We start from the raw sequence: 23,695 nt of genomic DNA on the forward strand, positions 1-23,695 counted from the left end.
TCAGGACGGCCGCGGCCCGACGCCCAGCATCTCTTCGATCTGGGCGAACGCCGCGTCGTCCTTCACCACCGACCGCAGCCACACGTGCAGCGGTTGCTCGCCCCAGTGCGCGGCCTTGTCGGCCAGGTAGGCGACGGGGCTGTGCGGCTCCGTGCGCCGGAAATAATCCGCCACCGCGCGCAGCTGGGCCAGTGCCTGGGCGCGCGATTGCAACGGCCCTCCCGCCACCGGCGATTGCGCCGGCGCCGCGACGACGACATCGTCCGCGCCGGGGACCGGCACCGCCGCCTTCAATGCGGGCTTGATGAACAGGACGAGGCCCTCCAGTCCCGAGCGTGCGGCGCTGAAACTGGGACCGTCCGCACCGACGACCGCGTCGACACTCTTTTCCAGCCGGTCGAGCGCACCCGCGCAATGCTCGCATTCGCGCATCAGGTTCGCATAGAACGTTTGCGACGTGCGCTGGCGCGCGCCTTCCAGCTTCGCCAGCGAATCTCCGCCCTGCATGCGCGCGGCGTCGAAGTCGCGCTGGGCGTGGCCGTCCGCGCCGTCGGTGAGCGGCACGGCGCGCAGCCACGGCGCGATGCGCGCCGCCAGCCAGGACAGGTTGCCGATGCGGCGCTCGACGCCGTCCTCGTCCGGCAGCGGATGCAGGCCGTCCCAGTAACGCTCGCACAGCATGGCGATCAGCAGCAGGCTGTCGGCCAGCGCGCGCACGCCGGCCGTCTGCACGCTGGCCTCGGCCAGCCACACGGCCAGCTGCAGGTCCTTGCTGCGCTGTTCGATCAGCCGGACACACTCCCGGCCCACGAACTTCCAATCCGCCTCCTTGAGTTCCGTGACCCAGGCGCCCTGCTCCAGCGACGGATCGTCGGCCTGGCGCGCACGCACGATGGCGTCGATCTCGCTGGAAAACGCGAGGTCGTCGCCGCAGGGCTTGTCCGCGCTGACGGGCGCGAGCAGCCGTTCCAGGTTCAGCATGGTGCCCTCCTCACGCCGGTTCGACGGCATATTTGATCTTGCCCGCCTTCGTGGCGCCGACCTTCACCTTGCCGATCGCGCCGCCTTCCGCCATGCGCGCCAGCACGGCATCCGCGATCTCGGGCAGCAGCGTGCCGTTCAGGATCGTGTCGACATTGCGCGCGCCCGAATCGACCTCCGTGCAGCGCGCCAGCACGGCCGCCACGAGCGCATCGTCGTATTCGAAGCGGGCGTTGTGGTTGACGGCCACACGCTGCTTGATGCGGTCCAGCTTCAACCGGATGATGTTGGCGAGGACGGCGTCGTCGATCGGATAGAACGGCACCACCGTCAGGCGGCCCAGGAACGCGGGCTTGAAATGCTTCATGAGGGCGGGCCGGATCAGTTCCGCCAGCTGGTCCGGCGTGGGCCGCTCGTTCGGCGCCTTGTTCAGGCAGGCCTGCATGATCTGGCTCGACGCCGTGTTCGACGTCAGGATGATGATCGTGTTGCGGAAGTCGATCTGGCGGCCCTCCGCGTCGTCCAGCACACCCTTGTCGAAGACCTGGAAGAACAGCTCGAGCACGTCGGCATGCGCCTTCTCGACTTCATCGAGCAGCACGACGCTGTACGGATTGCGCCGCACGGCTTCCGTCAGCACGCCGCCCTCGCCATAGCCGACATAACCCGGCGGCGAGCCTTTCAGGCCGGAGACGCTGTGCGCTTCCTGGTATTCGCTCATGTTGATGGTGACGAGTTTCCGTTCGCCGCCGTACAGCAGGTCCGCGAGCGCGAGCGCCGTCTCGGTCTTGCCGACCCCGGACGTGCCGACGAACAGGAACACGCCCTTCGGCTTGTTCGGATCCTCCAGGTTCGAACGCGCCGTGCGCACGCGCTGGGCGACGATCCCGCTCGCGTGGCCCTGGCCGAGTATCCGCTCGTCCAACAGGCCCTGCAGATTCATCACGGTGCGGATCTCGTCCTTCACCATGCGCCCGAGCGGGATCCCGGTCCACGCGGCGACGATGGCGGCCACCGTCTGGCCGTCGACCTGCACGGGCACGAGCGGCGTCTCGCCCTGCAGCGCATGCAGCTCCGCGATCTTCGCGCGCAGCGCGGGACTGTCGCCCTGCCCCGCTTCCAGCCGCGCGCGCATCGCGTGGATCTCGGCGCACAACGCCTGCTCGGCATCCCAGCGCGCGCGCAGGCGGTCCTGTTCTTCCAGCGCCTGGGCGCGCTCGGCGTGCAGCGCGGCCAGCGCGGTGCCGTGGTCCGCGCCCGCGCTTTCCTCGCGCACGAGCGCCTGGATGCGCGCGTCCAGGCGCTCCACCGCGCGCGCGCAATCCTCCAGCACGGCGGGCGTCGCCTTCTGCCCCAGCGCGACCTTGGCGCAGGCCGTATCGAGCACGCTGACGGCCTTGTCCGGAAGCTGGCGCCCGCTGATGTAGCGGTGCGACAGCCGGACGGCTTCCACGATCGCCTCGTCGTAGATGCGCACGCCGAAGTGCGCCTCCATCAGCGGCGCCATCGCGCGCAGCATCGCACTCGCCGTCTCCTCGTTCGGCTCCTCGACCTGCACGACCTGGAACCGGCGCGCCAGCGCGGCATCCTTCTCGAAGTATTTCTTGTACTCGCTCCACGTCGTGGCGGCCACGGTACGCAGCTCGCCCCGCGCCAGCGCAGGCTTCAGCAGGTTGGCCGCGTCGTTCTGGCCGGCCGTGCCGCCCGCGCCGATCATCGTGTGCGCCTCGTCGATGAACAGGATGATCGGATGCAGGCTTTTCTTCACCTCGTCGATCACGTTCTTCAGGCGGTTCTCGAACTCGCCCTTGACACTGGCGCCGGCCTGCAGCAGGCCCAGGTCCAGCGTGTGGATCTCGACGCCGCGCAGGACATCGGGCACGTCGCCCCGCGCGATGCGCAGCGCGAGGCCTTCGACGACGGCCGTCTTGCCCACGCCCGCCTCGCCCGTCAGGATCGGATTGTTCTGGCGCCGGCGCATCAGGATGTCGATCACTTGCCGGATCTCGGCATCGCGCCCGATCACGGGATCGAGCTTGCCCTCGCGCGCGCGCGCCGTGAGGCAGGCCGTGTACTGGTCGAGCGCGGGCGTCTTGCCGGGCGCGCTCGCCTGCAGTTCGGTGACTGGGTCCGCGGACGGCGCCGGGGTGGCGGCCAGCACGGCCGGCGCTTCGTCGGAGCCGTGCGTCAGCTTGTCGAAATCGTGTTTCAGGCGGTCGAGCGGGAAGCCGGCGAAGTGGCGCGATGCGCGCTGGGCCAGTTGCGCGAGGCCCGGCTCCGTCAGCAGCGCGAGCAGCAGGTGGCCGCTGCGGATGTGCTGCGGCTGGCCCGATGCACCAAGTGACGCGATCAGCCACGCATGCTCGAACAGCACGGGCAAATGGCGCGAGAACACGGGCGTGCGCGCGCTGCCCGACGGCAGGCGCTCCACTTCCTTGCGCAGATCGGATTCGAGGCCGGCCAGGCTGACGTCGGCCGCGCGCGCCACCACCACGAGGTCGCTCCCGGGCTGCTCCAGCAGCGCGAGGAACAGGTGCTCGATATCGACTTCGTACTGGCCGAGCCCCACGCAGATGCCGGCCGCGCGCGTGGCGGCCGAGCGCGTGACGTCGTTCAGCTTGGCGATCAGGGTCTTCAGGTTGATGTCCATGTCGAGGTCCTTTGTGGAGTTGACGCGGCAGCCTTGCAGATCGCGTAGTTCAGCGAGGACGGCTGCAGCACGGCGTTGAAGTTGACGGGAACGACAGCCGCGCCGGGGCCGGCGTGCAGGGTCGCGTTGATCACGAAATTCAGGTGGTTGACGCCGCCCTGCTCCGAAGCCAGGGCCGCGCTGACGTTTTTCAGGCGCGGCTCGTGGCGCTCGATGGCGTCCTTCAGGCAGGCGCAGATCGCGGCCCGGTCCTCGCTGCTCGACAGGCAAAACGCGGCGAAGTCGGTCAGGCCATAGTTCAGGACCGAGGCGCGCGCCAGCGGCCAGGCGTCGAATGCTCCGGGCGGCAGGCCGGCGCGGGCATTCAGCAGCGCTTCCAGGTCGCGCGCGATGCTGTCCCTGAGCTGCTCGCCCGCTGGTCGGCCGGGGTGGGCCCGCTCGCCCATCAGGCGCTCGAGCAGGCCGGGAAGATAGGCGGTCATCGCGGCTCCCGTACAAAGACGCAGTAAAAAAACCGCGGCCCGGGGGCCGCGGAAGACGCGGGGTAAGTCAGGAATGCCTGTTCAGACGACCCGGTTGGTGGCGAGATCCCAGCCGCCCGACGTGTTGCCGCCGGCGCCGCCGCCGATCTTCTGCTGGGTGTACTTCCATTTGATCTTCGAGAATTTCAGGCCGACTTTCTCGTGCAGGAAATCGCCTTCCGCGACCGTCGGCTTGACGGAGCCGATCAGCACGTTCTCGATCTCGATCTCGAAGTACTTGACGCGTTCGCCCTGCCCGTCGGCGCGCATGAATTCGAATTTCGCCTTCGGGATCGTCTTGCCCGACGAGCAGGTCTGCAGCAGCAGCGGCGAAGACAGGTCGGCCAGCTTGGCGATCTCGATCTCCTCGTGCTCGCAGCGCTCGGCCGTATGGCCGCCACCCGTCGACGCCGTGGCGGACTTCGGCTGGGTCACGCCCCAGTTGACCGCCTTGCACTCGATCCAGTCCTTGTGCTTGTCGTCGGCCGATTCGCCCTTGATGCCGTCGATTTGCAGGTATACGTCAATTGCCATGTTCTACTCCAGTTCAGGTTGTTGAAAAAATCAGTTCTTGGTCGATTGCGGCAACTCCGCGACCAATCGGAGCGAAACGGACAATTCGTCGAGCTGGAAATGGGGCCGCAGGAACGACACGGCCCGGTACACGCCCGGCCGCCCGGGCACCTCGGCCACCTGTACGCTCGCCTCGCGCAGCGGGAATTGCGCCTTCTGTTCCTGGCTCGCGTTGTCGTCCAGGAGGACGTATTGCGTCAGCCAGCGGTTCAGGTAATCCTCGACGTTCGATGCGGCGGCGAAGCTGCCGATCTTGTCGCGCATCATGGCCTTCATGTAGTGGGCGATGCGCGACACGGCGAAGATGTATTGCAGCTGCGACGACAGCAGCGCGTTGGCATTGGCCGCCTCGTTCGCGTACTTGCGCGCCTTCTGCGCCGACTGCGCGCCGAAGAACGCCGCGTACGACGTGTTCTTGCAGTGCACGAGCGAGATGAAGCCCAGGTCCGACAATTCCTTCTCGCGCCGGTCCGTGATCGCCAGCTCGGTCGGGCATTTCAGCGCGATCTCGCCCTCGTCCGTCTTGAACGTGTGCGTGGGCAGGTTTTCCACGAGGCCGCCGCCTTCGACGCCGCGGATCGCGGCGCACCAGCCATAATCCTCGAAGGCCTTGGTCAGCTTGGTCGCGAAGGCATACGCGGCGTTGCACCACAGGTATTTCTGGTGGTCGGTGCCGTCCACGTCCTCGACGTAGTTGAAGCCTTCCGTGGCGGTGCCGTCGGCCGGGTTGTATGGCAGGCGGCCCAGGAAGCGCGGCAACGTGAGGCCGACGTAGCGCGCGTCTTCCGATTCGCGGAACGCCTTCCATTTCGCGTATTCGACGGTATCGAACACCTTGGCCAGGTCGCGCGGCTTGCCCAGGTCGCCGAAGCTCTCGATACCGAACAGTTCCGGCCCGGCGGACGTGATGAACGGCGCATGACTGGCCGCGGCCACGTGCGACATCTGCTCGAGAAAATAGATGTCCTCGGGCTGGCGCGTGATCTCGAAGTCGCCGATCAGGGTGCCGTACGGCGCGCCGCCGAAGCTGCCGAATTCTTCTTCGTAGACTTTCTTGAACAGCGTGCTCTGGTCGAATTCCAGCGCCGACTGGAAGTCCTTCACCAGCTCGCGCTTGCTCGCATTGAGCATGCGCACCTGCAGGCCGTTGCTCGTCGCCGTGTTCTGGACGAGGTAGTGCAGTCCGGTCCAGCTGCGTTCCAGCTTCTGGAATTCGGGCGCGTGCATGATCGCGGACAACTGGGCCGAGATCATCCGGTCCAGCTCCGCCAGGCGCGCATCGATCGTGGCCGACAGATTCGTCGACACGACCATCGTGCCCTCCATCACCTGGCTGACGAGCTCGGAGATGATGTCGCGCGCCCGTTCGTGTTCGCTGCTCGATTTCGCCACCCGGCTCTGTTCCACGATCTGGTCGAGCAGGGACATGTTCAGTTCAGGCGCCGCTGCCTGCGCCACGTTCGCCGTATCGAGGATCGCGCTCATGCTTCCTCCTTGCCGCCCTTGCCGCTTTTGCCGCCTTTGCGGAGACTGCCGAGTTTTTCCGTATTCGACAGCACGTCGCTGAGCAGATCTTCCAATTTGTCGTTGCCGGCCAGCTTGTTGCGCAGGTCGGCCAGCTTGCCGCGCGCCTCCAGCAGGCCCTTCAACGGTGCCACCTGCTGCACGACGGCCTCGGGACGGAAGTCGTCCATCTGCTTGAACTGCAGCTGCACGGCGAATTCGCCGCCTTCCGGCGACAGATGGTTCTCCACGCGGAAGCTCGTCGCGGGGGCCACGCCGCCCAGCACTTCGTCGAAATTGTCGGCGTCGACGTTGACGAAGTTGCGGTCCTTGAGGCGCTTCTTCGCTGCCTCCGGATCTGCACCGAAGTCGCCCAGCACGCCGACCACGAACGGCAATTCCTTGTTTTCGATCGAATCGCCGATCTCGACGTCGTACGTCATCTGCACGCGCGGCGCGCGCACCTTCTGCAGGCGTTTCTGCACGCTTTCATTCTTTGCCATGTCGACTCCAGTGGGCTGTGGACGGATTATTTGAGCGCGCCGAACGGATCGCTCGATGCGGTGGTACGGGCAGTGGACGCGGCACCGACGGCCTTCTTGATCGTCTCCTTCACGCGCGGCGCCACGGGACGGTTGTTCGGCACCAGAACGTCTTCGTTGAGGCTCGTGCGCAGCAGCTTGGCCAGGTCCTGCGCCTCCGTGCGGACGTTGCCGGTGAGGTTGTTTTTCTGGCTCAGGTCGGACAGCGCCTTGCTCGTCACGCGCAGGCCGCTGACGGCGACGATGCTGTTGGCCAGCGTATCGTCCGGGTCGCGCTCGAGCGCTTCCAGCGCGTCGACGATCGCCTCGCCATAGTTGGTACTGTCGAAATGCATCTGGGCCATGCGCACCCACGGCGTCTTGTCGGTCGGGAAGGCGGTGCCGGCATTCTTCAGGATCGCGTAGGCCTTGTCGTTCTGGCCCGCGAGCACGGCGGCATCCACTTCGGCCATCGCGCTCGCCATCGTCGGCGCCGCCCTGGCCGCATGGCTTGCTGCCGGCGCGGTACTGGCACAGGCCGACAACAACATGACACATGTGATGGGCACCGCCGCAAGCGGCATCAGGCGTTCGAAAGTCATCTGGCTCTCCCGGGTTGAAATCAGACGCCATTATTGGTGAACGGTTTCTCGGGAGAATTGCGTGCCATCAACGCAGGTTTGCCGCCGCATTGCGCCGCGTCGAAGAGGCTGTTGCGCGGGTATTGCGCCTGCTCAGGGTGCATGGCGGGCGATCCCGTTAAATCGTCGTGTTCTCTTTATCAGATGCAAGGAGCAACGATGAAACGAACGTGGATCGTGTTGTGCGCCGCCGGTCTGCTCGGCGGTTGTGCCGGCGGCACGCTCGGGCTGCGCAAGCCGGCGCCCGTACCGGAATCCCAGCAGCCACCGCGCAGCGTCGTCATGCACCTGCATGCGGCGCCGCGTTTGAACGTCGACGCGCGCGGCCAGTCGCTGGCGCTGCTCGTCAAGATCTACAAGCTGCGCCAGCGCGGCGCGTTCGACCAGGCGCCCTACGCTGCGTTCCTGTCGCCGCAGACGGAGCGCGAGGCCCTCGGCGCCGACCTCGTCGAGGCCAGGGAAGTCACATTGGTGCCGGGCCAGCGCCTCGACATCACCGACAGGCTCGCGCGCGACACGCCCTGGCTCGGCGTCGCCGCCCTGTTTCACGCGCCGTCAGGCAATGCCTGGCGCGCCGTCATCCCGGCCGCGGATGCCGAAGGCGCCGGCGTGACCATCGGCCTGCATGCCTGTGCGTTGTCGGCCGGAAATGCCGCCAAGCCTTTGTCTCTTGTCCACTGTCAATAAGCCCCGCAACGTTTCCAGCAAGCTAGAGATTTGCGAAGGGAGGCTCATGAACATTCCGGCGAAGGTTTTATGGGGCGAAGGGCTGTTCCTGCGTCCCCAGCACTTCCAGCAACAGGACCGCTACCATGAAGCGCGCCTGAACGAGACAGCCAGCGCCCTGCATCCCTATTGCTGGGGCGTGCGCCGGCTGGCCATCGATGCCGACGCCCTCAAGGCGGACACGTTGCGCGTGACCGAACTGGCGCTGATCTTCCCGGACGGCGACCTCGTGCGCGCACCGGACCAGGATCCGCTGCCGCCCCAGGTTCACCTCGACGAGCTGCCGCCCGACGTCCAGACGATCACGTTTCACGCGGCCCTGCCCGTGTTGAAGCCGCACGGCGACAATTGTGCCGAGCGGGGCGCGACCCGGCCCGACGCCCGTTTCGGCCAGCGCGAGCACGACACGCAAGACCTCTTCAGCCAGGCCGCGCCTGCCCCGGTGGCCTACCTGACCCGCGCGATGCGGCTCGTGTCCGAGCTCGATGCGCTCGACGCCTACGACAGCTTTCCGCTCGTGCGCCTGCAGCGCGTGGCGACGGGCGGCTTCGAGATCGACCAGGCATTCACGCCGCCCAGCCTGTCCATCGCGGGCGCACAAGGCCTGCACGGGCGCCTCGTGCGCCTGATGGAAAAACTGCTCGCCAAGGTGAATGCGCTGTACGGCCATTACCGCGAACCGGGCCGCCACGTCGTCGAACTGCGCGGCGGCGACGTCGCGTCGTTCTGGCTGCTGCACACGGTCAGCACCGGCTACGCGGCGCTGACGCATTACCTCGCCCACCGGGAACTGCATCCGGAGCGCCTGTTCCAGGAGCTCCTGTCGCTGGCCGGCGGGCTGATGACGTTTTCGCGCACGGCCCGGCTGGAAGACCTGCCGGTCTATGCCCACCAGGATCCCGGACCGGCCTTCGCCCGCCTGGACGGCATCCTGCGCGAACTGCTCGACACCGTGATCTCGTCGCGCTACTTCGCGATCGCGCTGTCGAACGACCGTCCCTCGTACCACCTGGGCGCGCTCGACTCCGGCAAGATCAATGTCCAGACGACCTTGTACCTGGGCGTGGCCGCCGACCTGCCGGCGCTGCAGCTCGTCGACATCGTCCCGCTGCGCTTCAAGATCGGCGCCCCCGAAGACGTCGACAAGCTGGTACTGACCGCCATGCCCGGCGTGAAGCTGGCGCATGCGGCCCAGGTGCCCAGCGCGCTCCCCGTACGCCCGGACATGGTGTATTTCGTACTCGACAACCGCGGCGTGCTGTACGACAGCATGCTCAAGGCGCAGGCCATCTCGATCTATGTCCCGAACGGTATCCGTGACCTCAAACTCGAACTGATTGCGATCGCAGCATGAACCATCCCGTCGAACGGCGCACCGCGCCCTCCCCACGCGGCGCCGCCGGCACCGCCCCCGCCTCCCTCGTCGACCTGATGTACGAGGGTTTCTATGCCCTGTTCCTTCTGAAAAGCGGTTGCGGCCCGCAGGAGCAGGCCGCGTTCGCCGACCGCATGACGGGCTTCCTCGGCGAAGTCGATCGCAGCGCCAAGGCCCTCGGCATTCCGGCCGACGACGTGACGGCCGCCAAATATGCGTTCTGTGCGGCCGTCGACGAGATCATCCTCGGTTCCGAGTACGCCATCCGCGAAGCGTGGGAAACCCGTCCGCTGCAGCTGCGCCTGTTCGGCGACCAGCTCGCCGGCGAACATTTTTTCCAGCGCCTGGAAGACTTGCGCGCCAAGGGCAGCGCGCACCTGCAGGCGCTCGAGGTGTATCACCTGTGCCTGCTCCTCGGCTTCCAGGGCCGCTTCGCACTGGACGGCCGCGACAAGCTGAACTACCTGACGGCACGCCTGGGCGACGAAATCGCCCGCATGCGCGGCAAGAGCCGCACGTTCGCACCGCATGCGGAACGACCCGACCAGATCGCCCACAAGCTTGGGAGCGACACGTCGCTGTGGGTCCTGTGCGGCGTGTTTGCGCTGGCCGGCCTGGGCGCCTACCTGGGCTATCGCAGTGCGCTTGGGCGCGAGACCGATCGCGCGCTCGCCAGCTACAACGACCTCGTCAAGCTGCCGCCGCGGTCGGCCAATGTGACGATCACGCTACCGTGACGTGCCGGTGCGCGAACGCCTGCGTGACGAGCGCGACGGCCGCGTCGACGCCATGCTCGTGCTTCATCGCACCGGCGATGTCCGCGGCCCGCGCCGCCATCTCAGGTGACGCCAGCACGTGACGGAGCCGACTCGCCAGTGCCGGCGCCGTGACCTTGCGGCGCCTGGCCGGCCGGCCCGCGATGCCCAGGCGGCGCAGCTCCCTGCCCCAATGCTCCTGCTCACTGATGTTGGCGACGACGACCGACGGCTTCGCCGCGCGCATGACCGACTGCGTCGTTCCCGCGCCGCCGTGGTGCACGACGGCGTGGCAATGCGGGAAGATGGCGTGGTGCGGGGCTGCGGCGATGTATAGGATGTCGCCGTCGGACTGGAAGCCGCACGCCGCCGCGGAGGGTGCCTGGACAATGGCGCGGCATCCGGCCTGGCGCGCCGCGTCCGTCAGCAGACGCAAGGCTTTCGCCTGTCCCGTCGGGTCGCGCGGCATCCAGCTGCCGAACGTCATGTAGACAGGTGCGTCACCGGCCACGAGGAATCCGGCCGGGCCGGGCGGGATGTCCCCTTCCATCGCCAGGTTCAGCGTATCGAGGAAACCGCAGACGCGGACGGACTGGGGCCAGTCCGTCTGCGCGCGGCAGATCGTGGCACTGACTGCGGCCAGTGTCAGGTGGTGCGACAACCAGACCTGCGTGACGACGTCCCGCACCGGCGGCAACCCAAGCCGGCTGCGCAACCGGTCGGGATAATGCTTCAACGTGCGGTTGAGCAGCGTGCGGGTCAGCCACCAGAGCACGCGGTGGATGTATTTGCCGGCGCGAGACCCGGTCAATGGATGGTCGAAGTCGCTGGGGATCGCCGCGTGCGACAGCAAGACGCTGACATACGGCCGTCCCGCCGCCTCCGCCGCGGTCTGTAACGGGTGCATGAAGTAATGGCCGACCAGCACGTCGGACTCGGCGCACAGGCGGCGCGCGGCGTCGAACATGGCGTCTTCGACCGGGTCCAGGCACAACCGCAGGATGTGGCCATCTGCGTCATCGGATTGCGGATGGCGTACGCCGTCCGGCCGACGGTTTCCTGCTGTTCCGGTGTGAGCACGGGCGACGCCACCACGCTGATCTTCACCCCGTTCGCCGACGTCACGCTTTCGTAAGCACCACTGTCGACACAGGTAATCACGAGGTGCACGTCATTGCCCGCCGCCTGCAGGCCCTCCGCGAGCGCCAGGAAGGGCCGGATGTCGCCATGGCTGCCCCACTTTGCATGCCGATTTTCATACGCCCTATTGCAAGGATATTAACCTTGCAAATATACAATAAAAGTACGTGGGCGATTATTGGACGACCTTGAATTCGATGCGGCGGTTGCGTGCGCGTCCCTCCGGCGTACGGTTGTCGGCCACGGGCCGATCCGGGCCTTCGCCGGACACGGCGACCATGTCGGGCTTGACGCCGCGTCCGACGACGTACGCCTTGACGGCCTCCGCGCGCGCCTGGCTGAGCGATAAATTGCCCGCGCGCGAACCGGCATTATCCGTATGACCGATGACTTCGACCCGCTTGTCCTTCAGGCGCAACAGCGCCACGCTCATCTGGTCGAGAATGGCCTTGCCGGAATCCGTCAATGTGGCCTGGCCCGATTCGAATTCGATGATGCGGTTGGCGAGCGCCGCATCCAGCATGCCCTGCTCCGTCGCCGCCACGCGCAGGCCGTTGTTGACCGTGTAGCCCGGATCGAGGGCGAGCGCGATGTCGCTCGCGATCTGCGTGCGCTGGGCTTCGCTCGCGACGTCGCCGCGCAGGCTGACGCTCGTGCCGTCGACCTGCAGCTGGCCGCGGCTGATCAGCTTCAGGTTCGGGCCGATCAGCTTGCCGACATGGTCGTTCCAGTTCGCCGGCATCGACACCCGGCCGACCGCGAGCTGGTCCACGATCCGGTCCGCGCCGTACACCGCGCGCAGGCGGGCCAGCAGGGCGGCCTTGCTCGCGTCGTCGGCGACCGTGCCGGACACGACGATGGGTGCCGTGGCCTGGGCCTGGACCTGCGTCTGCGTCTGCGCGCTGACGGGCACGCTTGTGACGGCCGCAATGGCCGCGTAAAGGATCAATGTCTTCGGCATCACGGCGCGGCTCCGATAAAGGTTTTCAGGAACAGTTCGTGCGCGAGCCGCAGGGGCAACGCCGGCTGCTCGAGGTAGCTGGCCAGCGCACGCACGTCGACGTCCAGGCCGAGCTGCTCGTCGATCCAGGCATTGTCCGCGAGGTGCACCTGCTGGTCGGCGGCGACGATCGGATCGATCAGGGCATGCAGCGTACCGGCCGCCGCCCCGCCGAAGCCGACGACGAGCGCCGGATGCTCGCGCACGCGGGTGACGAACAGCACGAGGTCGAAGCCGCTGCGCCGGATGAACGGCAGCACCAGTTCCAGCCAGAAGGCGGCCGCCGCATAACGTTGGGAACCTTCACGCGGCAGCGGCAGCACGAGGCTCTTGTGCAGGCTGGCGGGACGGCTGCGCATCACGGGCTGCAGCAGCAGGCCGAGCCCGAGGATCATCCGGTTGACCTCCAGTTCCAGCTGCGCCGTCAGTTCGCCTACGGTGGACAGGGCCAGATAGCTGTCCACCGCGACGTCGTGTTCGCCCAACGCCACGGGTGCGTCCGCGATCGCCTGCAGGTGGGCGCTCGGGTCGGTGCTGCCCAGTATTTGCGACGCCATGCCCTCGAGGTAATCCCACAACGGCGCGAACGCGAGCGGGCAGCGCGCGACGAAGCCGGCGGGGTCGGGCAGGTCGACGGTCCGCATCATCAGGAACGGGAAGCGCCGCCCCGAGCGGTCGTGGCTGGCGACGAGGTGGCCGGCGACGGCATGGCGCCGGTCCGGCCCCACGAATGCGAAGCTGGCCGGGGCCATCGCATCGTAATTCAGCTTCCAGCGCGCATCGGACGGCAGCCGCGTCATGACCTGCGCGATCCAGTCGTCCAGCATGCCGATCACGGGTTGGTCGTCGGCCAGCTTCACGAAGTCGCTGTGCGCCGGGATCTTGCCGAAATAGCCGATGCGGCTCACGGCGGGCGCGCGCTGGGCGGCCCGGTTCGGGACGCGGTTCACTGCGCCGCTCCTGCAAGCGTCGGGCCGGTGCCGCTGGCGCCGACCGCACCTGCGCGGCCGACGATGGCGTCGGGCAGGCGCAGGCCGCGGAAGCCCTGGCCGGCCTGGGCGTTCCCGGCGGACGTGTCCGTGCTGCTGACGCGCTTCAGGTTGACGGCCACCGAGACGTTGCCTGCATTCCAGCGCAGTTCGTGCGTACCCGCATCGAGGCGCTTCTTGGCCGCCGCCTCGATCATCTTCTGCAGCCCGAACTCGCCCGCCTCGTTGAACAGTTCGACCGTGCGGCCGTCGAACGTCACGGCGCTGATCTTCGCACCGCTGCTGCCCTGCGGGCCGGGATGCACCATGTTGACCCAGGCCGGCGGCGTGTTCCGGTAGCGCAGTTGCTGGCCGTCGATCTCGATCGTGTATTCGGTGACGCCGGGCGCGGTCAGCGGCAGCAGCTGGAATACGGTCTGCGGGCCGCCGCCGGCCGCCACGCCATTGGCCGATAACGGCGCCACCCAGCCGGGGAAGCCACTGACCGCCTGCGGCGCCAGCGTGATGCCGATGTCGGCCCAGGTGCGGCTGCTGAGCACGTCGCCGCGGCGCACGACCAGCGGCCCCATCGTCGTGCCCACGAATTTGGCGACGACGCCGTCCGGACCGAACACCTGGCCGATCTCGGCCGGCGTGGCCTGGATCTGGGCCGACGGCGCGAACGGATACTTGGCCGCCAGCGTCTTCTGGAACGGCTCGACGACCTGGGCCTGCCACGTCTTGTTGATCTCCGATTCCGAGGGCAGCACGATCATCGCGAACGTCTGCACGAGCGGCCGCACGAGAAGCGGGCGCAGCATCTGCTTCTGGGTATCCGTCATCCCCGTCAGCATCTGTTCGTCGACGTACTTCAGTGCATCGGCCAGCTCGGAACCAGTGCCCTCCAGCGTCTGCTGCATCAGCTGCCTGGCGCCGGGGCCGGGATCGCCCTGGTTCTTCAACTGGTTCAGGCGGCTGCGCAGCTTCGACAACGCATCGAGGTAGCCGGTCATCAGCGACGCATCTTTTTCCTTGACGCCGACCAGGCGCGCGACGCCGGCGAATTCGCGGCCGACCGGGCCGGCCGCCTGCACGCCTCCCACCGGCAGCGGACCCATCGCATCGGCCACCTGGCGCGCCTCGCTCGGTGCCTGCCGCAGCACCACTTCGCGGAACCAGCCTGCGAGCCCCCGCTTGAGCTTGACGGTGTCGACGCGGGCTTGCGTGGGGTCGTCCCAGGACGTTTGTTCGTGGACAGTCTTGAGCACTTTCGCCAAGGGCGACGTCAACGGATCGCCGAGGCGGTTCATCGCCTGCACGCTGGCGTCGAAACCATTGAGGTCGGCGATCGTCACGCCCTGCACGAACTTGCTCCATTCGCGCGCATAGTCGGTCTTGTACATCTCGACGAGGGCTTTCTGGATCTGCTCCGGGCTGCCCTCCAGCGTGAGATCGTCCTTGGCGACGCTTTTCAATACCCAGTCGCTGCTCTGCAGTTCGCGCATCGACGCTTCGCGGATCGCGCCCTGCACGAATTTTTCCCACGCGTCGCGGGTGTACGCGCCGCCGACGGCGTAACTGCCGACGACCAGCGCCTGGTCCTGTTCACCGACGATGCGGGCCACCGTCACGCCCGGGAACCGCGTCGAGGCGCGGGTGCGGATATCGGCATACACGCGCTCGCGCGCGGGCGTGCCGCGCACGACGCGGCGCAGGTTCTCGCGAGCGGTGTCGAGCAGGCTGAGCTTGGGTGTGATTTGGGGCCACGCCTGGTCGTCGATATGGGCCAGCACGAAGGTCAACTGGCGCTCGGCGCTGCGGATCATCTGCTCGCGCGGCATCGTGCCCCGGTTCGCTTCCAGCCAGCCGCGCCAGAAGCGCGTCAGCTGGTCGTTCAGATGACCGGGTTCGGCATGGCTCTTGTCCGCCAGCATCAGGTAAGTCTTGAGTGCGTTATAGGCGTCGCCGACGTTCGTGGCCGATACGTCCTGGTAGGGCTGGCCGGGTTTGGCGGCCGGCGTCGCCCGCACGGTCGGGTCGAGCTGCGAGGCGTTCGCGTTCATCTCCGTCAACAGGTTCTCCAGCGCCCCCGCCACCGGCTGCACCATGACTTCGCGCACGCCGGCGAAATACTCGTCGCGCAGCTTGCGCTCCAGCGCCTCGCCCTGGTACAGGCCGAATGCCAGCGCCCACGGACGGTCCTGGCGATACTTGTCGAGCTGCTCGATACGGTCCTGCAGGATGTCGAGCCCTTCCAGCCGCGACTGCAGATCGGTCCGGCCAGCCTGCAGCTTCATGACCTTGTCCAGGTCGGCCCTGACGTTCGCGACCAGCTGCCGGTTCCCCATGTACGACCAGCTCCAGCCGCCCAGCGCACAGCCGAGCAGCAGGGTGGCGGCGAAGAACGCGCCGATCTTCACGCGTGTGGCGGCCGGGCTCGTATAGCGCTTGACCAGGTCGCGGTCGGCGAAGATCACCTTGCGGAACAGCTGCAGCAGGAAAAAGCCCGACTGCTCCGCGCCGGGCGCGGCGTCGTCGCCCGCTTTCTCGCCCAACGGGCGCAGCTGCAGGTCGAACCGTCCCGCGACGCGCCGTGCCGACTGGTTCTCCACGCTGCCCTCCTGCAGGGCGCTGGTGAAATAAAAGCCGCGGAACACGGGTTTGAACTGCCACGTGTTTTCCTCGAACAGCGTAGCGAGGAAGGCACGCAACTGGGGCTTGAGCGCGGCAAATTCGAGCGGGAACGTGAACACGCCAGGGCGCAGCGCGATGCTGCGGTTGCCCGCCATGCTGGCCACGCTCATCTCCTTGAGGCCGTCGTGCAATTCATCGAAATGCTGGTCGAAGAATGCCAGCACGTCCTGCGGCGTGCTGCGCCGGTTGTAGCGCAGGGTCGCGCCCCAGACGCGCTCGCGCTCGGTCAGTTCGCAGCCGTGGAAAAAATCGGCAAAGCCGGCGATCAGGTCGGCCTTCGTGAAGATCACGTACACGGGCGCGTGGACGCCCAGCCTTTCGGTCAGTTCCTGCACGCGCGTGCGCAGGCTCTTCGCCAGTTCGATCGAGGTCTCGGGACTCCCGCCAGCCAGCTCGGCAACGCTGACGGCGATCAGGATGCCGTTGATCGGCGCACGGGACCGGTATTTGCGCAGCAGGTCGAGGAAGCTGAACCACTCCGCGCGGTCCGCCTCGAATACGGAATAGCGCCCCGCCGTGTCGAGCAGGATGCCATCAGTCGTGAAGAACCAGTCGCAGTTGCGCGTGCCCCCGACGCCCTGCACCGCCTTGCTGCCGGGGATCGGGAACGTCAGCCCGGAATGCTTGATCGCGCTGCTCTTGCCGGCCGCGGGGTTCCCGATGATCATGTACCAAGGCAACTCGTACAGCGCCGCGGCGCCGCGCGTCAGGCCCAGCTTGGAAGTCTTGATCGTGTTGATGGCTTCCAGCATGCCCTTGCGCAGCACGGCCGCGTCGTTGCGCGCCGCCTGGGCCTTGCCGTCGGTCTCCGCGCCGGGCAGGATCGCTTCGCCCAGCCGGCTGGCCGCGCGCTTGCGCAGCCAGGCCCGGATGAGCCAGGCGATCCCTCCCGCACACAGGAGGAGCAGGCCCAGCAGTGCGGCCCAGATGAGGGCCACGTCGAGGGAATCCGCGCCCAGCAGCACGAGTGCTGCAAGCACGCCGATGCCGATCACGGCCAAAACGCGTCTGTCGGTGAGGAACTGCCAGAGTCGGGCCATCATGTTCGTTCGGAAGGTTGGTGAATACCATCGGCAATACTGGCACTATTTCCTTGTCGAAAATTTGAGGTGAGACAACGCTCCGGGAACCATCCGCCATCAGCGCCGCATCACCCCGCGCATCCGCAACTCCGTATGGCCGAAGTCCATCATCGTCCAGCGCCCACCCCAGGTCAGGCCCAGCGATTCGGCGACCTCGCCGTAGAGCTGGTAGCCACGCATGGCCCAGGGGTCTTTTTCCGAGATCACGAGTTTGCCGTCCCGCCAGAACGCACAGTCCGCCGCCAGCCCGTACTGGTGCCAGCTCTGGAATGCACGTGCGTTCGTCACCTGTGAACCCATGCCGGCCAGCATGTCCTGACGGGCCGGACTGCGGTACCCCTCCAGCAAGGCCATCTCGTAACCGTACTTCTCCTTCATGATCTTGAACACCAACAGCAGGCGCTGGCTGAACTCCGGCCGCAGCAGCCCCCAGTTGCGACTGGCGTCCACCAGCATCGGACGCACCAGTTCCACTTCGCGCGTGCCGAACGCGAGCGGCGGCAAGGCAGCCGGCGGCACCAGCTGCTCGCCCTTCAGCAACGCGGCCACCTGGGCATCGACGACGGTGTCGGGGGGCTCGTAGTCGGGCAGCATGTCGGGCCGGCGCATCAGCAACGCGAGCAGCGTCGGAATCAGCACGAGCGGCACGCCGACGGCGAACCACGCCCAGTGCCGCCGCAGCAGCCTGCGGCCGTCGTACCACACGCCGCGCGCGCCCGACCAGGACGCCCTCAGCGTGGCATTACCGCTGCGCTGCCAGCCCCCGACGCGCCATTGGAAGCGGCGTTGCAGCATGCCGAGCACGTGCAGCACAGAGGCCCGTCCGCCCGGGAACAGGGCGAGCCAAATGACGCTGCAAGCCAGGCAAAAGTACAAGAATGCGAGGAAGATCAGCATCGGCTTCTCCCGTTTGTTTCTAATTGGAATTAGTTTTCCAATCTTAGGAGTAATGCGGTGCGCCCTACAGATGAAAATCAACCCGGCTCCAGACGTCCCAACCTGATGTCGTCGTCGCGCCGGGCGACCAGCGAAATCAATATCCTTGCCATGCTCGACGGCCAGGCACCCGGGCGCCGGCTCCGCGCCCTGCCGGCCGTCGTCTGGTACGGCGCCGCCGGTGTGCTGGCGTGCTCCCTGCTCGTCGTCATCGCGTGGCTCGTCCGCGGCGCGACGCCGGCGCCCGACAGCACGCCCGTCGACGTGCCAGGCACGCGCGCCACGCTGGCTGCGGACGGTCCGGTGTCCATGCCGGCGCCCACTGCGTACGCGACACCTGCGGCAGCCGTCCCAGCGCGCGGCGCCGTCATCATCGATCTGCCCCAGCCTGCCACCGCCATCGCAGTGTCCGACGTGGCCGGACGTGCCCCGGCCAGTACGACGGCGCCCCCTTCGTCTGCCCCGTCGCGCCATCCGGTCACGCGTCCCGCCACGCCGGCCGTTCCTCATGCACGGCCGCATCCGGAGTCCCGGACGACCGCATCCCGGGTGCTGGCCCATGCGGACCCGGCGCCGCCGCGCCAGAAGCGGACCGCGAGCGCCGCCAGGACGACGCCGTCGACGGCCGGGGTCGATACGGACGTCGCCCTGATCTCGGCCATCCTCCAGCACACCGGCACCCGTAAGGAGGCGGCCGATGGCGCGGGAACCGCGGCGTGCGCCGACAAGCCGTGTGGCCCACGCATGCCACCCCGACAATAAGGCGGCCTGCGCGGAAAACCACGCCGCGGGCTGTAACCATAGCAAAACTGCTGGGCCATCGTCGCCGGCACCGTTATACTGTACAAAAGTACAGTTGGCGCGGTATGACGATGATCAGAGTCCTGGAAAACGAGTTTTATTATCTGGATAATTTCCAGCGCGTGCTGGACTGGATCGCCGAGCGCTACCCCGACCTCCTCATCGGCGAGGAACACGCGTTCATCGCCGCCTTCCCACAATTGCCGCAACCGGCCCGCGCCCTGTTCGTGCGGATGGTGATGCGCAAGGGCACCCTGTTCCGGGCGAGCAAGCTCAACTACGCGGAGATCGGCTGCCCGCGCGCAGCGGCGGAGGCGCTGCTGCCCAGCGGCTGGATCGAGTCCGATCCCGTACTGACGCTCGACGAGCTGTTCGACCTGCTGTCCAAGCCCGAACTGGCCGAGGCGTTCCGCCTGACGGGCGCGCAGAAGAGCGCGCGCAAGGCCGAGCAGCTCGAAGCGCTGCGCGCAGATCCCGCGCACGAGGTAGAGCGCCCGTTCTCGCATTGGCACCGGAGTTGCGACGACCTCGCATTGCGCCTGCTCGTGCAACCGCTGTGCGACCGCCTGCGCCTCATCTTCTTCGGCAACCTCTCGCAGGACTGGACGGAGTTCGTGCTGTCCGACCTCGGCCTGTTCCGCTACGAGCGCGTCGAATTCTCGCCGGCGTCGCGCGGCTTCCGGGCCCGCCACGACATCGACCACTACCTGCAGCTGCACGCGTGCAAGGAACGCTACTACGCGGGCGAGGCGGCGCTGGACGTGCTGGCCGACCTGCCCCGCCATGCATTCGGCAACGACTGGCTCGACAGCCGGCGCGAACGTCTGCTGTTCCAGCTTGGCCAACTGCTCGAAAAAGAGCGGGACTGGGACAATGCGTATGCCGTGTACGCGGATTGCCGCTATCCGGGTGCGCGCGGACGGGCGATCCGCGTGCTGGAAAAGCACGAGAAATTCGACGCAGCCTATGCGTTGTTCGAGACGGCGCAACAGGCCCCGGAAAGCGAGGCGGAGCGCCAGCACCTGCTGCGCCTGGGCCCGCGGCTGGCACGCAAGCTGGGCCACCCGAAGGGCCCGCCGCGCCGCGCGACGCCGGCCGCGCGGCTCGACCTGAGCCTGCCGCTGCCGGGCGGCGAATGGAGCGTCGAAGGCGTGGTGCTGGCGCATCTGGCGCGCGCCGACGCGCCTGTCTTCTACGTCGAGAACACGCTGGCCAACACACTGTTCGGCCTGTTGTGCTGGCGCACGATCTTCGCGGCCATCCCGGGCGCGTTCTTCCACCCGTTCCACCGCGGTCCGGCCGACCTGTTCGCGGCCGACTTCTACCAGCGCCGCAAGGACGACTTCGAGGCCTGCCTCGCCCTGCTGGACGACGGCCGCCACCGCGCCGCCATCCTGGCGACGTACGACGAGAAGGCAGGCCTGCAATCGCCGTTCGTCGCGTGGGACTGGCTCGATCGCGGCATCATCGAACTGGCGCTGGACTGCATCCCGGCGGCGCACCTGGCACTGTGGTTCCGCCGCATCCTGCAGGACGTGAAGGAAAACCGCACGGGCTTCCCCGACCTGGTCCAGTTCTGGCCTGAAGAAAAGCGCTACAACATGATCGAGGTGAAGGGCCCGGGCGACCGCCTGCAGGACAACCAGCTGCGCTGGATCGATTACTGCGCCGAGCACGGCATGCCGGTCACGGTGTGCTACCTGCAATGGGAGCAGGCCGCCGCATGAACGACGCACGCTACGTCGTGTCCGTGCGTGCCCTGTGCGAATTCACGGCCAAGCAGGGCGACCTCGACCTGCGCTTCACGCCGTCGCCCACGGCGCAGGAAGGCATCGCGGGCCATGCCGTCGTGGCATCCCGCCGCGACGACAACTACCGCAGCGAAGTGACGCTGGCGGGCGACTGGGGCCCGCTGCACGTGCGCGGGCGGGCCGACGGCTACGACCCCGACCGCAACCTGATCGAAGAGGTCAAGACGTACCGCGGCCAATTCGCGCGCATCCCCGACAACCACCTGCGCCTGGCCTGGGCCCAGCTGCGCGTCTACGGACACCTGATGTGCGAGGAGCTCGGCATGGACGACGTCAACCTGGCGCTCGTCTACTTCGACATCGGCACCCAGCAGGAAACCCTGCTGCGCGAGACCCGCACCCGCGCCGACCTCGCCGCGCTGTTCGAAGACCAGTGCCGCCGCTTCGTCGCCTGGGCCGAACAGGAACTCGCGCACCGCGGCGCGCGCGACGCCGCGTTGACGGCGCTGCGTTTTCCGCACGCTGACTTCCGTCCCGGCCAGCGCCAGCTCGCGGAAGCCATCTTCCGCGCCAATGCCGGCAAGCGCAGCCTGCTCGCGCAGGCCCCGACCGGCATCGGCAAGACCGTCGGCACCCTGTTCCCGGTGCTGAAAGCGGCGCCCGGCCAGGAGCTCGACAAGGTGTTCTTCCTGGCCGCGAAGACGCCGGGACGCCAGCTCGCGCTGGACGCCGCAGCGACACTCAAATCCGGCGGCACGCTGCCATTGCGCGTGCTCGAACTGAGCGCGCGCGACAAGGCCTGCGAGCACCCGGACAAAGCCTGCCATGGCGATTCGTGCCCGCTTGCCCAGGGCTTCTACGACCGCCTGCCGGCCGCGCGCGACGCGGCGGCGAACGCGGGCATGCTCGACCGCGCCGCGCTGCGCGAGATCGGTCTCGCGCACGACGTCTGCCCGTACTACCTGGGCAGCGAGATGGTGCGCTGGAGCGACGTCGTCGTGGGCGACTACAACTACTGGTTCGACGGCGGCGCGATGCTGTACGCGCTGGCGCTGGAACGCGGCTGGAAGGTCAGCGTGCTCGCGGACGAGGCGCACAACCTCGTATCCCGCGCACGTTCGATGTACACGGCGACGTTGCAACGCGCGGACCTGCGCGCGGCACGGGCCGTCGCACCGCCCGTGCTGCACAAGCCGCTCGACAAGGTCAAGCGCGCGTGGACGGACGTGAGCAAGTCCGCGCCCCTGCCCTACCAGGTGCTGGACGGCCTGCCCGACAAATTCCTCAACGCGCTGCAGGGCGCGGCCAGCGCCATCACGGAGCACATGGCCGCGTTCCCCGTACCGCTCGACCCGGAACTGCAGGATTTTTATTTCGGCGCGCTGCAGTTCGGCCGGCTCGCGGAATCGTTCGGCGCGCATTCGCTGTTCGACGTCACGCGCGAGGACGAGCGCAACACGACCCTCTGCATCCGCAACGTCGTCCCCGCATCTTTCCTCGGCCCGCGCTTTGCGTACGCCCATTCGACGACGCTGTTCTCCGCGACCCTGAGCCCCTGGCATTATTTCGCCGACCTGCTCGGCATGCCGGCGGACACCGCGTGGATCGACGTCGACTCCCCGTTCACCGCGAGCCAGCTGGACGTGCACGTCGCGCACGGCATCTCGACGCGCTACCAGGCCCGGGCCAGTTCGCTCGCGCCGATCGCGGCCCTGATGGCGGACCAGTACCACGAAAAGCCCGGCAACTACCTCGCGTTCTTTTCCAGCTTCGACTATCTGCAGCAGGTGGCGGACCGCTTCGAGCGCGACCATCCCGACATCCCCGCATGGAGACAGGCGCGCCGCATGAGCGAACCGGAACGTGCGGACTTCCTCGCGCGCTTCGTCGCGGGCGGCCGCGGGATCGGCTTCGCGGTGCTGGGCGGCTCGTTCGGCGAAGGCATCGACCTGCCCGGCGAGCGGCTCATCGGCGCCTTCGTCGCGACCCTTGGCCTGCCACAGGTAAACCCCGTCAACGAGCAGCTGCGCCAGCGCATGCAAGCGATGTTCGGCGTGGGCTACGACTACACCTATCTCTATCCCGGCATGCAGAAGGTCGTGCAGGCGGCGGGCCGCGTGATCCGCACGGAGCAGGACCGCGGCGTCGTATGGCTGATCGACGACCGCTTCGCGCGGCCCGACGTGCGGGCGCTGCTGCCCGCCTGGTGGCACGTCGACAAGGCCGCCTTCTAGCGGCTCATTCAGGGTGGACAGGGCCAGGCGCGGCGACGAAGACAGTGCGGTTGCACGGCGCGGAGCCGCAGCGACGCCATGGCCGCCCTGAATCAACCGCTAGCGCATCAGGTCGCGGACCTTTTGATAACCGCTGCGGCTGATCGGAATGCGCGCCCCGGACTTCAGCACCGCGCAGTGACCGTCCTTCCCGGTCGGCTCGATGCGCGCGATGGTGCCCAGGTTGACGATGTACGACCGGTGCACGCGCAGGAAGGCCTGCGGATCGAGCTGGCTTTCCAGTTCGGCCATGCGCTGGTTCTTCAGCCACTGGCGGCCTTCCGAGCAGATGGCCACGTAATCGTCCTGGGCCTCGATGTAGTCGATGCGCGCGACGGGGATGACCTGCACGCGCGCGCCGTCGCGGATCAGCACGCGCTCGATCGGCTGGTGGCGCGCCCGCGCATCGCTCATGAGCGCGCGCATCGCCGCCTCCCCCTCGGTCGCGGGCGCGGCGAGGCGTTCGCGCGCATGCGCCAGCGCCTGCGCGAGGCGTTCGCGCGTGAACGGTTTCAGCAGGTAGTCGAGCGCGTGGACGTCGAAGGCCCGCAACGCGAACTGGTCGTACGCCGTGACGAATACGTAGTGCGCCTTCGCGCCGGCCAGCTCGACGACTTCGAAGCCGTCCAGCTTGGGCATCTGGATGTCGAGGAACACGAGATCGGGCGCCAGCTCCGCGATGGCCTTCACGGCCTCGAAGCCGTTGGCGCATTCGCCGACGATCTCCACGTCGGGGTGTAGCCCGAGATGCTCGCGCAGCACGGCGCGCGCCAGCGGTTCGTCGTCCACGATGATCACGCGCAT

General features: G+C 67.6%; 21 protein-coding genes. 7 read left to right on the forward strand and 14 right to left on the reverse strand.

The genetic code is table 11. From position 1 onward, the window contains the following. From tssA to ACL58G_RS25215, 8 genes are all read right to left on the reverse strand, one after another. Positions 1-981, reverse strand: a complete 981-nt coding sequence (gene tssA / locus ACL58G_RS25180; RefSeq protein WP_440963565.1) for a type VI secretion system protein TssA — start codon at positions 979-981, stop codon at positions 1-3. Positions 982-991: 10 nt separating this feature from the next. Then, positions 992-3,631 (reverse strand): type VI secretion system ATPase TssH, encoded by a 2,640-nt coding sequence (gene tssH, locus ACL58G_RS25185; protein ID WP_440963566.1) that lies wholly within the window; start codon positions 3,629-3,631, stop codon positions 992-994. Beyond that, positions 3,616-4,113: a type VI secretion system baseplate subunit TssE gene (gene tssE / locus ACL58G_RS25190; RefSeq protein ID WP_440963567.1), complete on the reverse strand. Its 498-nt coding sequence runs from the start codon at positions 4,111-4,113 to the stop codon at positions 3,616-3,618. Before tssE ends, tssH begins: the two co-directional genes overlap by 16 nt. An 81-nt stretch (positions 4,114-4,194) precedes the next feature. Next, positions 4,195-4,686: an Hcp family type VI secretion system effector gene (locus ACL58G_RS25195; protein WP_371762614.1), complete on the reverse strand. Its 492-nt coding sequence runs from the start codon at positions 4,684-4,686 to the stop codon at positions 4,195-4,197. 30 nt (positions 4,687-4,716) lie between these two features. Continuing rightward, a complete protein-coding gene (tssC, locus tag ACL58G_RS25200; protein WP_440963568.1) occupies positions 4,717-6,210 on the reverse strand; it encodes a type VI secretion system contractile sheath large subunit in 1,494 nt (497 codons plus the stop codon). Continuing rightward, positions 6,207-6,731 carry a type VI secretion system contractile sheath small subunit gene (tssB, locus tag ACL58G_RS25205; protein WP_440963569.1) on the reverse strand — a complete coding sequence of 175 codons (525 nt, stop codon included), beginning with the start codon at positions 6,729-6,731 and terminating at the stop codon, positions 6,207-6,209. The genes tssC and tssB overlap by 4 nt, the downstream gene beginning before the upstream one ends. Positions 6,732-6,757: 26 nt before the next feature. After that, positions 6,758-7,351, reverse strand: coding sequence for a tetratricopeptide repeat protein (locus ACL58G_RS25210; RefSeq protein WP_440963570.1), 594 nt, complete (start codon positions 7,349-7,351; stop codon positions 6,758-6,760). Between the two features lie 20 nt (positions 7,352-7,371). Next, positions 7,372-7,494 carry a hypothetical protein gene (locus tag ACL58G_RS25215; protein WP_413337963.1) on the reverse strand — a complete coding sequence of 41 codons (123 nt, stop codon included), beginning with the start codon at positions 7,492-7,494 and terminating at the stop codon, positions 7,372-7,374. A gap of 55 nt (positions 7,495-7,549) precedes the next feature. On the opposite strand from ACL58G_RS25215, the gene tssJ reads away from it, so the two are divergent. The 3 genes from tssJ to icmH are packed head-to-tail and all read left to right on the forward strand — an operon-like array spanning position 7,550 to position 10,228. Further along, positions 7,550-8,077 carry a type VI secretion system lipoprotein TssJ gene (gene tssJ, locus ACL58G_RS25220; RefSeq protein ID WP_440963571.1) on the forward strand — a complete coding sequence of 176 codons (528 nt, stop codon included), beginning with the start codon at positions 7,550-7,552 and terminating at the stop codon, positions 8,075-8,077. 46 nt (positions 8,078-8,123) lie between these two features. Continuing rightward, on the forward strand, positions 8,124-9,470 hold the full coding sequence (gene tssK / locus ACL58G_RS25225; protein WP_440963572.1) for a type VI secretion system baseplate subunit TssK: 1,347 nt from the start codon (positions 8,124-8,126) through the stop codon (positions 9,468-9,470). Next, positions 9,467-10,228, forward strand: a complete 762-nt coding sequence (gene icmH / locus ACL58G_RS25230) for a type IVB secretion system protein IcmH/DotU (RefSeq protein WP_440963573.1) — start codon at positions 9,467-9,469, stop codon at positions 10,226-10,228. Before tssK ends, icmH begins: the two co-directional genes overlap by 4 nt. Here icmH and ACL58G_RS25235 read toward each other — a convergent pair. Next, positions 10,215-11,153, reverse strand: a complete 939-nt coding sequence (locus ACL58G_RS25235; RefSeq protein ID WP_440963574.1) for a glycosyltransferase — start codon at positions 11,151-11,153, stop codon at positions 10,215-10,217. The genes icmH and ACL58G_RS25235 overlap by 14 nt on opposite strands. Before the next feature lie 6 nt (positions 11,154-11,159). Between ACL58G_RS25235 and ACL58G_RS25240 the strand changes: the two genes are divergently transcribed. Then, positions 11,160-11,381 (forward strand): hypothetical protein, encoded by a 222-nt coding sequence (locus tag ACL58G_RS25240; protein WP_413387806.1) that lies wholly within the window; start codon positions 11,160-11,162, stop codon positions 11,379-11,381. 180 nt (positions 11,382-11,561) lie between these two features. Here ACL58G_RS25240 and ACL58G_RS25245 read toward each other — a convergent pair whose 3' ends face one another. The 4 genes from ACL58G_RS25245 to ACL58G_RS25260 form a co-directional block, all read right to left on the reverse strand. Beyond that, positions 11,562-12,347: an OmpA family protein gene (locus ACL58G_RS25245; RefSeq protein WP_413387805.1), complete on the reverse strand. Its 786-nt coding sequence runs from the start codon at positions 12,345-12,347 to the stop codon at positions 11,562-11,564. Beyond that, complete coding sequence (gene tagF / locus ACL58G_RS25250; protein WP_440963575.1) at positions 12,347-13,336, reverse strand: type VI secretion system-associated protein TagF; 990 nt, start codon at positions 13,334-13,336, stop codon at positions 12,347-12,349. The genes ACL58G_RS25245 and tagF overlap by 1 nt, the downstream gene beginning before the upstream one ends. Next, positions 13,333-17,088, reverse strand: coding sequence for a type VI secretion system membrane subunit TssM (tssM, locus tag ACL58G_RS25255; protein WP_440968112.1), 3,756 nt, complete (start codon positions 17,086-17,088; stop codon positions 13,333-13,335). The genes tagF and tssM overlap by 4 nt, the downstream gene beginning before the upstream one ends. Positions 17,089-17,187: 99 nt before the next feature. Next, positions 17,188-18,027, reverse strand: a complete 840-nt coding sequence (locus tag ACL58G_RS25260) for a M15 family metallopeptidase (protein WP_440963576.1) — start codon at positions 18,025-18,027, stop codon at positions 17,188-17,190. A gap of 57 nt (positions 18,028-18,084) precedes the next feature. Between ACL58G_RS25260 and ACL58G_RS25265 the strand changes: the two genes are divergently transcribed. The 3 genes from ACL58G_RS25265 (at position 18,085) to ACL58G_RS25275 (ending at position 22,852) form a co-directional block, all read left to right on the forward strand. After that, on the forward strand, positions 18,085-18,828 hold the full coding sequence (locus ACL58G_RS25265; protein WP_413387801.1) for a hypothetical protein: 744 nt from the start codon (positions 18,085-18,087) through the stop codon (positions 18,826-18,828). Between the two features lie 110 nt (positions 18,829-18,938). Further along, a complete protein-coding gene (locus tag ACL58G_RS25270) occupies positions 18,939-20,594 on the forward strand; it encodes a VRR-NUC domain-containing protein (protein ID WP_440968114.1) in 1,656 nt (551 codons plus the stop codon). After that, complete coding sequence (locus tag ACL58G_RS25275) at positions 20,591-22,852, forward strand: ATP-dependent DNA helicase (RefSeq protein ID WP_440963577.1); 2,262 nt, start codon at positions 20,591-20,593, stop codon at positions 22,850-22,852. Before ACL58G_RS25270 ends, ACL58G_RS25275 begins: the two co-directional genes overlap by 4 nt. Before the next feature lie 99 nt (positions 22,853-22,951). Here ACL58G_RS25275 and ACL58G_RS25280 read toward each other — a convergent pair whose 3' ends face one another. Next, on the reverse strand, positions 22,952-23,695 hold the full coding sequence (locus tag ACL58G_RS25280) for a LytR/AlgR family response regulator transcription factor (RefSeq protein WP_440963578.1): 744 nt from the start codon (positions 23,693-23,695) through the stop codon (positions 22,952-22,954).

It is taken from the genome of Massilia sp. GER05 (assembly GCF_052056005.1).
Classification (GTDB): domain Bacteria; phylum Pseudomonadota; class Gammaproteobacteria; order Burkholderiales; family Burkholderiaceae_D; genus Telluria; species Telluria orientalis.

Excerpts from the sequence above, each read along its gene's own strand:
- ACL58G_RS25240 (WP_413387806.1), top strand. The coding sequence starts at position 11,160 with ATGGCCGACCAGCACGTCGGACTCGGCGCACAGGCGGCGCGCGGCGTC.
- ACL58G_RS25235 (WP_440963574.1), bottom strand. The coding sequence starts at position 11,153 with ATGCACCCGTTACAGACCGCGGCGGAGGCGGCGGGACGGCCGTATGTC.
- tssH (WP_440963566.1), bottom strand. The coding sequence starts at position 3,631 with ATGGACATCAACCTGAAGACCCTGATCGCCAAGCTGAACGACGTCACG.
- ACL58G_RS25280 (WP_440963578.1), bottom strand. The coding sequence starts at position 23,695 with ATGCGCGTGATCATCGTGGACGACGAACCGCTGGCGCGCGCCGTGCTG.
- ACL58G_RS25260 (WP_440963576.1), bottom strand. The coding sequence starts at position 18,027 with ATGCTGATCTTCCTCGCATTCTTGTACTTTTGCCTGGCTTGCAGCGTC.
- tssJ (WP_440963571.1), top strand. The coding sequence starts at position 7,550 with ATGAAACGAACGTGGATCGTGTTGTGCGCCGCCGGTCTGCTCGGCGGT.
- tssE (WP_440963567.1), bottom strand. The coding sequence starts at position 4,113 with ATGACCGCCTATCTTCCCGGCCTGCTCGAGCGCCTGATGGGCGAGCGG.
- tssM (WP_440968112.1), bottom strand. The coding sequence starts at position 17,088 with ATGGCCCGACTCTGGCAGTTCCTCACCGACAGACGCGTTTTGGCCGTG.
- ACL58G_RS25275 (WP_440963577.1), top strand. The coding sequence starts at position 20,591 with ATGAACGACGCACGCTACGTCGTGTCCGTGCGTGCCCTGTGCGAATTC.
- icmH (WP_440963573.1), top strand. The coding sequence starts at position 9,467 with ATGAACCATCCCGTCGAACGGCGCACCGCGCCCTCCCCACGCGGCGCC.
- tssA (WP_440963565.1), bottom strand. The coding sequence starts at position 981 with ATGCTGAACCTGGAACGGCTGCTCGCGCCCGTCAGCGCGGACAAGCCC.
- tssK (WP_440963572.1), top strand. The coding sequence starts at position 8,124 with ATGAACATTCCGGCGAAGGTTTTATGGGGCGAAGGGCTGTTCCTGCGT.
- ACL58G_RS25245 (WP_413387805.1), bottom strand. The coding sequence starts at position 12,347 with ATGCCGAAGACATTGATCCTTTACGCGGCCATTGCGGCCGTCACAAGC.
- ACL58G_RS25195 (WP_371762614.1), bottom strand. The coding sequence starts at position 4,686 with ATGGCAATTGACGTATACCTGCAAATCGACGGCATCAAGGGCGAATCG.
- ACL58G_RS25270 (WP_440968114.1), top strand. The coding sequence starts at position 18,939 with ATGATCAGAGTCCTGGAAAACGAGTTTTATTATCTGGATAATTTCCAG.
- tssB (WP_440963569.1), bottom strand. The coding sequence starts at position 6,731 with ATGGCAAAGAATGAAAGCGTGCAGAAACGCCTGCAGAAGGTGCGCGCG.
- ACL58G_RS25210 (WP_440963570.1), bottom strand. The coding sequence starts at position 7,351 with ATGACTTTCGAACGCCTGATGCCGCTTGCGGCGGTGCCCATCACATGT.
- ACL58G_RS25215 (WP_413337963.1), bottom strand. The coding sequence starts at position 7,494 with ATGCACCCTGAGCAGGCGCAATACCCGCGCAACAGCCTCTTCGACGCG.
- tssC (WP_440963568.1), bottom strand. The coding sequence starts at position 6,210 with ATGAGCGCGATCCTCGATACGGCGAACGTGGCGCAGGCAGCGGCGCCT.